Annotated in this window: 6 protein-coding genes; all 6 read left to right on the plus strand. The window is 62.7% G+C overall.

Annotated elements, in window-relative coordinates; genetic code table 11:
• Positions 1-10 precede the first annotated feature (10 nt).
• The 6 genes from AC56LK_RS23805 (at position 11) to AC56LK_RS23830 (ending at position 8,386) form a co-directional block, all read left to right on the plus strand.
• The gene (locus tag AC56LK_RS23805; RefSeq protein ID WP_497186931.1) at positions 11-949 is read left to right on the plus strand and encodes an ABC transporter permease; all 939 of its coding nucleotides are present in this window, start codon (positions 11-13) and stop codon (positions 947-949) included.
• A gap of 79 nt (positions 950-1,028) precedes the next feature.
• Complete coding sequence (locus tag AC56LK_RS23810; RefSeq protein WP_497186932.1) at positions 1,029-2,036, plus strand: ABC transporter permease; 1,008 nt, start codon at positions 1,029-1,031, stop codon at positions 2,034-2,036.
• A gap of 8 nt (positions 2,037-2,044) precedes the next feature.
• Positions 2,045-3,766 carry an ABC transporter ATP-binding protein gene (locus tag AC56LK_RS23815; protein ID WP_497186933.1) on the plus strand — a complete coding sequence of 574 codons (1,722 nt, stop codon included), beginning with the start codon at positions 2,045-2,047 and terminating at the stop codon, positions 3,764-3,766.
• A complete protein-coding gene (gene lysA / locus AC56LK_RS23820) occupies positions 3,751-4,998 on the plus strand; it encodes a diaminopimelate decarboxylase (protein WP_497186934.1) in 1,248 nt (415 codons plus the stop codon). Before AC56LK_RS23815 ends, lysA begins: the two co-directional genes overlap by 16 nt.
• Complete coding sequence (locus AC56LK_RS23825) at positions 4,995-6,596, plus strand: phosphodiester glycosidase family protein (RefSeq protein WP_497186935.1); 1,602 nt, start codon at positions 4,995-4,997, stop codon at positions 6,594-6,596. Before lysA ends, AC56LK_RS23825 begins: the two co-directional genes overlap by 4 nt.
• Positions 6,593-8,386 carry an ABC transporter substrate-binding protein gene (locus AC56LK_RS23830; protein WP_497186936.1) on the plus strand — a complete coding sequence of 598 codons (1,794 nt, stop codon included), beginning with the start codon at positions 6,593-6,595 and terminating at the stop codon, positions 8,384-8,386. The genes AC56LK_RS23825 and AC56LK_RS23830 overlap by 4 nt, the downstream gene beginning before the upstream one ends.
• Positions 8,387-8,700: the final 314 nt, after the last annotated feature.

The following is an 8,700-nucleotide window of genomic DNA, read 5'->3' on the forward strand; positions in this document are numbered from 1 at the left end:
AGGATGACTCATGTTTACATTCATTGTCCGCAGACTCGTTCAGATGTTGCCAACGATGGCGGGCGTCGTCTTGCTGGTATTCGTCCTCTTCAATTGGGTGGGAGGGGACCCGGCCTATCTGCTGGCTGGAAAAATGGCCGACGCCGGCGAGATCGCCAACATACGCCGGCAGCTCGGTACGGACCAGCCTGCGCATACCCAGCTCTGGATCTTCGTGAAGCAGATCGTGTCATTCGATTTCGGCCAGGCCTGGAGCACGGGCGAGCCCGTATCGTCGATCATCTCCACCCGCCTCGGACCTTCGCTGACCGTGCTGGTTCCACTGACCTTGCTGGAGACGCTCATCGGTGTCGCACTGGCGCTGTCGATCGCCTTCGTTCGGGGTTCCCTGACCGACCGCGCCGTCATGGTCGCGTGTACCGTGGGAATGTCGGTCAGTATTCTGGTGTACATCATCGTCTTCCAGTACGGACTCGCGTTCAAGCTCGGCCTGTTTCCCGTCCAGGGCTGGACCGACGACCTCGGCGAGAACCTGAGACGCTACGCACCGCTGCCGATCCTCATCGGCCTGACCGTCGCGATCGCACCCACCTTGCGCCTGTACCGCAGCTTCGTGCTCGACGAGGCAGGGCAGGAGTACGTCCGCACGGCGCGCGCCAAAGGCTTGGGAGAATCCCGGGTGATGTGGATCCATGTGCTGCGCAATGCGTCGATTCCCATTATTACGCATGTGATGGCGAATCTGCCCTCGCTGTTGATCGGTGCGTTCTTGCTGGAACGCTTCTTCGGCATTCCGGGAATCGGCAGGGAAGTGATTCTCGCCGTCGAGCGCAGCGACTTCCCGGTCATCAAGGCCATCACGGTGTACGTGGCGGCGGCGACCATGGTGTTCAATCTGTTGGCCGATCTCGCGTATCGCGCCGTGGATCCTCGCATCGTCCTGCGCTGAATGTCGGCTCCCCCGTGCGGCCTGTCTGTCGCCCGGCGACAGCGGCCAACACTAGTCTGAATAGATAAGAATTGATCGAATGACCATAGAACGTGAATCGCCTGGTGCATGGAGCCTGGCCTGGCGCCGTTTGCGCGCCGACCGTATCGCGCTGCTCTCGATGGGTGTGCTGGGATGCTTCGGCGTCCTGTTGATGATGTCTCTTGGGGGCCTGATTGCCGCAGATTGGGACAGGGAAGTCGCCGTCAGCTACGCACAACCCGCGTTCCTGGACGCTGCGGCGGGCAGCCATGCGATGCCCCGCGGCCAGGTGCCGGCCGCGGCGAACGAATACGATCCGCTCTCGGACGAGCTGGCACGGCTGCGCGAGCGCCGTCAGGCGACGGACCAGCGGCAGGCGTCCCCCGGCGAACCGCTTCCGCTCGGCGCCGACAAGTGGGGGCGTGACGTGCTCAAGAAGACCGTCAAGGCCGCCGAGACGTCGATCGCCGTGGGGGTCGTCGCGGCCGTTCTCGCGGTGGGACTGGGGACCTTGTTCGGCGCCCTGTCCGGCTACCACGGAGGCAAGGTAGACGACTTCTTCCTCTGGTTCTACAGCATATTCACGTCGATCCCGAGCATCCTGATGATTCTCACCGTGGCCGCGGTGCTGCAGCAACGCGGCGTCGGCACGATCGTACTGATCCTTGGATTAACGGGCTGGACCGGACCGTATCGTCTGATCCGCGCAGAATACATGAAGCACAAGGCGCGCGAGTATGTCATGGCAGCCGAAGCCATCGGCGCATCGAGCTGCCGCAAGATCGTCTGTCACATCCTGCCGAACGTCAGCCACGTCGCACTGGTCCAGCTATCGATCCTGGTGGTCGGATCCATCAAATCCGAAGTCATCCTCTCTTTCCTCGGGTTCGGCGTCCCGGTCGGCGTCGTCTCGTGGGGCAGCATGCTGAACGAAGCCCAGAACGAGCTGATCCTGGGGATATGGTGGCAGCTCGCAGCTGCCGCAGGCGCCATGGCGCTGCTGGTCACCTCGTTTTCCCTGCTCACCGACGCGCTCCGTGACGCCCTCGACCCCAAAATGACATAGGAACCTGAATGTTGCTTCAAGTACGAGACCTTCGGGTCAGCTTCAGGCTGGACAAGACCGAGACCTTCGAGGCGCTCAAGGGAGTCAGCTTTGATGTCCCGCATCATGCGACCGTCGCCCTGGTGGGAGAGTCCGGCAGCGGGAAATCCGTCACGTCACTTGCGGTCATGGGCCTGCTGCCGGCGCCGCAGGCGTCCGTCGGTGAGGCGAGCAGCATCCGCTTCCAGGGGCGCGATCTGCTGGCGCTGTCTCCAGCGCAGCGGCGGGCCCTGTGTGGCAAGGACATCGGGATCATTTTTCAGGACCCCATGTCGTCGCTGAACCCCGTTCTCACGGTCGGCTTCCAGATCGGCGAAGTACTGCGCAAGCACATGGGCATGGGCGCCCGCCAGGCACGCGAGCGCACACTGGGCCTTCTGGCAGAAGTGGGGCTACCCCAGCCGGAGAAAAAGATCGACGCATATCCTCATCATCTCTCCGGGGGGCAGCAGCAGCGCGTCATGATCGCCATGGCAGTCGCCTGTGAACCGACTTTGCTCATCGCAGATGAACCCACGACGGCGCTCGATGTAACGGTTCAGCGCAGCGTCATGGAGTTGATCAGGAGCCTGCAACGCAAGCGCCGGATGTCGGTACTCTTCATTACCCACGACCTCGCCCTGGTGGCCGAATTCGCGGACCATGTCGTCGTCATGCGCCACGGCGAAGTCCGGGAGACCGGGACGGTGCGGCAGGTGCTGGAACAACCGGCGGACGCCTATACCCGGGCACTGCTGGAATGCCGGCCGCGCCTGGACCGGCGTCCCGTGCGCCTGCCGGTCATCGAGGATCACCTGTGCGGCAAGTTCTCCAGCGACCGACTGCCAGACCGGCGGCGAGGTTATGCTGCCGGCGATACGCCGCTGCTCGTCGTGGACGGGCTGTGCAAGAGCTTCTTCGTGCGTGACGGCTTGTTTCGTACGCGGGAATTCAAGGCTGTGCAGGACGTGTCCTTCATCCTGCCCCGTGGGCGCACCCTGGGAATCGTCGGCGAATCGGGCTGCGGCAAGAGCACGCTCGGCCTGACCCTGGTGCGGCTGCACCAGGCGACGTCGGGCAAGGTCCACTTCGAAGGCAAGGATCTCCTTGCGATGGGACGGAAGGAATACATGGCAGTCAAGCGCCGGATCCAGATCATCTTCCAGAATCCGTATGCGTCCCTGAATCCACGTTTCACCGTCGGCGATATTCTCACGGAACCGATGCGCATCCATGGGCTCGGCGCCAGTCCGGCCGAACGGGCCGGCATGGCACGGGCCCTGCTGGACAAGGTCGGGTTGCCAAGCCGTTCCATTGGAAAGTACCCTCATGAATTCTCAGGCGGACAGCGCCAACGGATCGCGATCGCTCGCTGCCTGACGATGCAGCCCGACCTCCTTATCTGCGATGAATCGGTGTCGGCGCTGGATGTCTCCGTTCAGGCACAGGTGCTGAATCTGCTGCAAGACCTGCAAGACGAATTCGGCATGAGCTATCTCTTCATCTCGCACGATCTGGCGGTGGTCAAGCATATCTCCGACCAGGTCATGGTGATGTCCGACGGACGGGTGGTCGAGATGGCAGATTCCGACACCCTGTACCGGCAGCCGGCGCATCCCTACACGCAGCGTCTCCTGCTGGCACAGCCGCGCATCGGCGGCGCCGCAGGCCCTTCCTTCGCCAATATGGAGCAAGCATGTATCCAGATTTGATCGACGACCCTCGCCGACTGCATCGCATCGCCGTCGCGACCGGTACCCCGGTATGGGTCTACCAGGCAGACATCATCGCCCAGCGCGTGGCGCAGTTGGCGCCATTCGACGTCATCCGCTTCGCGCAGAAAGCATGTTCGAATACCCATATCCTGCGCTTGCTGCACGGGTTGGGCGTGCTGGTCGATGCCGTTTCGGCCGGCGAGATCGGGCGCGCCCTGGCAGCCGGTTACGACGCGTCCGAGATCGTATTCACCTGCGATGTGTTCGACCGGGGGAGTCTGGAGCTGGTCGTCGAGCATGGCATCGAAGTCAATGCGGGTTCGGTCGATATGCTGGAGCAGCTGGGAGCGGTCAACCCCGGCCACCGCGTCTGGCTTCGCATCAACCCTGGATTCGGCCATGGGCACAGCACGAAGACGAATACCGGCGGAGAAAACAGCAAGCATGGGATCTGGCACGAGGACCTGCCGCATGCACTCGCCACGCTCCGGCGCCAGCAACTGCACCTGGTGGGGCTGCACATGCATATCGGCTCGGGAGCCGACTACGGCCACCTGCTCGAGGTCTGCAAATCCATGGTCCACCTGGTGCGTCGGGCCGATGTCGATCTGGAATCGATCTCGGCCGGTGGCGGCCTTGCGATTCCATACCGGGAGGGCGAGGCGCCAGTCGATACCGGGCACTATTTTCATCTGTGGGACGCGGCCCGGAAAGAAATCGAGGGCTACCTGGGCCATGCGGTGAAACTCGAGATCGAACCGGGACGCTTCCTGGTGGCCGAAGCCGGGGTCCTGATGGCGGAGGTGCGCGCCACGAAGGTAGCTGGTGCGAACCGCTTCGTGCTGGTGGATGCCGGCTTCAATGACCTGGCCCGGCCCGCCATGTACGGAAGCTATCACGGAATCACGGTGCTCGGCCCGGACGGTCATGTAAAGGATGCATCCGGCACAAGTCCTGCGATCGTCGCGGGACCCTTGTGCGAATCCGGCGACGTGTTTACGCAGACCCCGGATGGCGTCGTGGCTGCGGTGCCGCTGCCGCCCGCCGATGTCGGCGACACCGTCGTTTTCCATGATGCCGGTGCCTATGGGGCGAGCATGTCATCCTGCTATAACTCGCGCCCCTTGGCGGCCGAGGTACTGATCGATGGAAAAGAAGAGCGCCTCATACGCCGACGCCAGCGCCTCGATGAGCTGCTCGCCCTCGAAGGGCTGGGTGAAAGCGCATGATGCGCGGCGTGCGACTGTCGGGGTATCCGGTACGCGGCCTGCTGCTCGCTTGTACCTGGGCGATCTGCCTGTGCTGCGAGGCATCGGGGGTGGTCTGGCGGCCGGATACCGCATTGAATCGTGCCCTGCCGGCTGGGATCAAGGTCTTCCGCGGCACCGGCGACAATCTTTGTGCCGTCTATGCGCTCGTCGAAACACCCGCGCAGTGGCGCAGCGCTTCGTTCGGGCAGCACCGGCTGACACCACTCGAATTCGCCCAGCGCCAGGCACGGCAGCCGGCCGTGGTCATCAATGGTGGATATTTCGACGCCCGCTCGATCCTGAGCCTGGCGGTCGAGGATTCGGTAGTACGCGCCAGAGGAGTCGGCCACCTGGTCCGGGCTGGCAATGCGAAGCCGGTCGCGCGTGCCGCATTGGGAAAGATGGCAGACGGGCGCACGGAAATCCGGGTGGTCGGGCCGGACGATGTTCCACTAGCGTGGAATCCCGTGTGGGCGATCGGAGGCGGTCCAGTCCTGGTGCAAGGGGGCGTGAAGCATGTCCGGGACCGGGAGGAGGGCTTCGATGCGCACAGCGGCATCCAGGCCGAGGTCCGGGCCCCACGCACCGCCGTGGCTGTGCTTGGTGGCGGACGCGTCCTGTTCCTGGTCGTCGACGGCAGAAGCGAACATAGCGTCGGGCTCACCCTGGACGAGCTGGCCGATATGTTGCTGGAGCTCGGTGCGCAGGATGCGATCAATGTCGATGGGGGAGGATCGAGCGCCATGGTCGTGAATGGCATTCTCGCGACGCACCCAAGCGACAAGACCGGTTTGCGTCCGGTCGCATCGGTCTTGTGGGCCGCAGATTTTTATTACTCGAAAGTGAATATGACATCGAAGATGCCTCAGGAAGTCCCGAGTGACGGCTGCATCGCTGCGCTCGGCGCCGGATCGGCGATCCGGCAAGCCCATCCGTTGCAGTCGAAGCTGCAAGGGGAAAGTCTCATGATGAAAACAAGCCGTGATTCAAAGTGGAGGCCGGATGCAGAGTTCCGGCATCTGTCCAGCATCGACGGCATTGTCGTCGACTTGCGCTATGCATCCGTCGACAATTTCGCACAGCGCAATTTGTATGGAAGCATCGATTATGCCTGGCTTCATGCGTCCGCCGCGCAAGGGCTGCGGCATGCAGTCGCCTTGCTTCGCCTCCGGGCCCCCGGTATACGCCTCAAGATTCTCGATGCGCTTCGTCCCCAGCACGTCCAGGAACAGATGTGGGCGGCGCTGGAGGGGACCGGGCTGCAGCGTTACCTGGCGCACCCGGCACAAGGTTCCATGCATTCGTTCGGCATGGCGGTCGACCTGTGCCTGGTAGGGGCCGACGGCGACGAACTCGATATGGGAACACCCTTCGACTACATGGGGGAACTGGCCCATCCCGCCCTGGAGACCGCGCATTTCGTGCGCGGCATGCTCAACGCCGAGCAGCTCGGCAACCGGCGCCTGCTGAGGGATACCATGCTTGACGCCGGCTTTTGCGGCATCGACAGCGAGTGGTGGCATTTCGACTTTGGCGACCGGGCCCAGGTACGCCGCGATTTCCGGCGCGTACCATGAACGGTATGCTGAAAAACTTCCTGACCGGCCTGCATGTGCTGCTGGTCCTGCTTGGGCCGGCGTGCTGGGCCGAGCCGGCAGCGACGGACAAGGTGTTGCGCGTCTACCTCAACACGAGCGAAAGCGGGATGGACCCGGCAGCCGCCTCGGATATCGTCACACTCGGTCTCATCGACAACGTGTTCGATCCGCTTCTTCGCTATGATTACCTGGCACGGCCGATTGCGCTGCGTGGAAACACGGTCATGGGTTTGCCGGACGTCAGTCGGGATCGCCGGACCTATACCTTCCGTCTGCGTCCCGGCATCTATTTTTCGCCCGACCCCGCGTTCAAGGGCAAACGGCGCGAACTGGTTGCGCAAGACTACGTCTACAGTCTCAAGCGGCTGTATGACCCGCGGCTGCGTTCACCCTGGTTATCCCTGTTCGAAGGCAAGATCGCGGGCGATGAGGCCCTGCGTGGAGCCGGCAGGCAGTTCAACTACGACACGCCGGTGCCCGGTCTCCAGGCCACCGGCCGCTACACCCTGCGCATCAGCTTGCGTGAGCCGGACAATCATTTCCTGTATTACCTGGCTGCGCCCGCTACAGGTGTGGTGGCGCGCGAAGTCATCGAATTCTATCCGGGACAGGCAGGCAATCACCCGGTAGGAACTGGGCCGTTCAGGGTGGGCGAGTGGAAGCGCAGCGACCGCATCGTGCTCCTCGCGAACCGGCAGCCCCATACCGCCTTCGACGGCACATCGGGGCGAGGGCCGGAGGACCGGGCGATCGCAGCAGCGCTAGCCGGAAAGCAGCTGCCTCTGGTAGACCGTATCGACATCAAGGTGGCCGAGGAGTTTCAAAGCCGGATGCTGGGCTTCCTGGACGGGCAGTTCGATTATGTGGAGCAGGTGCCTGAATCGATGACATCGATGGTCGTCGAGCATGGGAAACTGCGGCCCGAACTGGCGGCCCGGGGAATGCGCCTGCATCGTTTCCCCGTGCTGCAAACCTACTATATGTGGATGAACATGGATGACCCTGTCATCGGGGGCGGCAGCAAGGAGAAAATCGCGTTGCGCAGGGCGATCGCGATGGCGTACAGCAGCGAAGTGGACGTGGGGCTGCTGAAACAGGGTTTCGCCATGAAAGCCGAGTCGCTCGTGCCGCCCGGCGTCATCGGATACGACCCAGCCTATCGCAGCAGCGTCGTCCAGGATCGCCATCTTGCGAACCAACTGCTCGATACGTTCGGCTACACGAGGCGCGATGCCGACGGCAACCGGCGCAACCCGCAGGGCAAGCCGCTGACGCTGACGATGCACAGTGAAGCGACGGTGGCCGGACGCCTGCGCGACGAGATGTGGCGCCGCGTCATGCAATCGATCGGCATCCGCGTCCACTTTGTTTCGGACAAGAAGAGTGAAATCATCAAGGCATCGCGCCAAGGAAAGGTGCAGATGTTTGAAACGAACTGGATCGCCGATTATGCCGATGCAGATAATTTCCTGCAGCTGCTTTATGGTCCGAATACGGACCGGTCGAACTATGCACGGTTTCGCATGAAGTCCTACGACCATCTGCTGGAACGTGCGCGTTCGACACCGGAGCCGCAGGCGCGCCAGGATCTGTACCGGCAGATGAACCAGATCCTGCATGCGCACAACCCGATCATTCCATTGACGCATCCCATTTCTGCCGACATCCAGCACCCATGGCTGAAGCATTACAAGCGGCACCCGGTGGAGCTGACCGTGTGGCGCTATCTGGATATCGACACGGCTGCGCGCGCGAATGAAAGCCCTTAGCGGTATGGACGTGTGACAGCGTGATGGCCGAACAGTCGATGTGTCTGTTTGAATCTGCTGGCGCGAGAGGTGTTGTGAAGCGCGCGGCGAATCTCGAATCTTTCGCACGTTTGCGGTCATCGCATGCTGCTGGTCCTGCCACAGTTACGAACGTACAATCCTCGAGAGTCGCCAGTTCCTTCAAGCATTAATCTCCGAGCGTCATGAGGCTTGCGTTGCCCCCAGCCGCCGTCGTGTTGACGCAGACGGCCCGCTCGGCCACCAGCCGCCACAGGGCGACCGCTTGATCGGCCGTGGTGTCGACGATGCCGACG

Source organism: Telluria sp. ZB4P36 (genome assembly GCF_059685865.1).

Bases quoted from the DNA above. Each gene is read 5' to 3' on its own strand.
- AC56LK_RS23805 (WP_497186931.1), top strand. From the start codon at position 11: ATGTTTACATTCATTGTCCGCAGACTCGTTCAGATGTTGCCAACGATG.
- AC56LK_RS23810 (WP_497186932.1), top strand. From the start codon at position 1,029: ATGACCATAGAACGTGAATCGCCTGGTGCATGGAGCCTGGCCTGGCGC.
- AC56LK_RS23815 (WP_497186933.1), top strand. From the start codon at position 2,045: ATGTTGCTTCAAGTACGAGACCTTCGGGTCAGCTTCAGGCTGGACAAG.
- lysA (WP_497186934.1), top strand. From the start codon at position 3,751: ATGTATCCAGATTTGATCGACGACCCTCGCCGACTGCATCGCATCGCC.
- AC56LK_RS23825 (WP_497186935.1), top strand. From the start codon at position 4,995: ATGATGCGCGGCGTGCGACTGTCGGGGTATCCGGTACGCGGCCTGCTG.
- AC56LK_RS23830 (WP_497186936.1), top strand. From the start codon at position 6,593: ATGAACGGTATGCTGAAAAACTTCCTGACCGGCCTGCATGTGCTGCTG.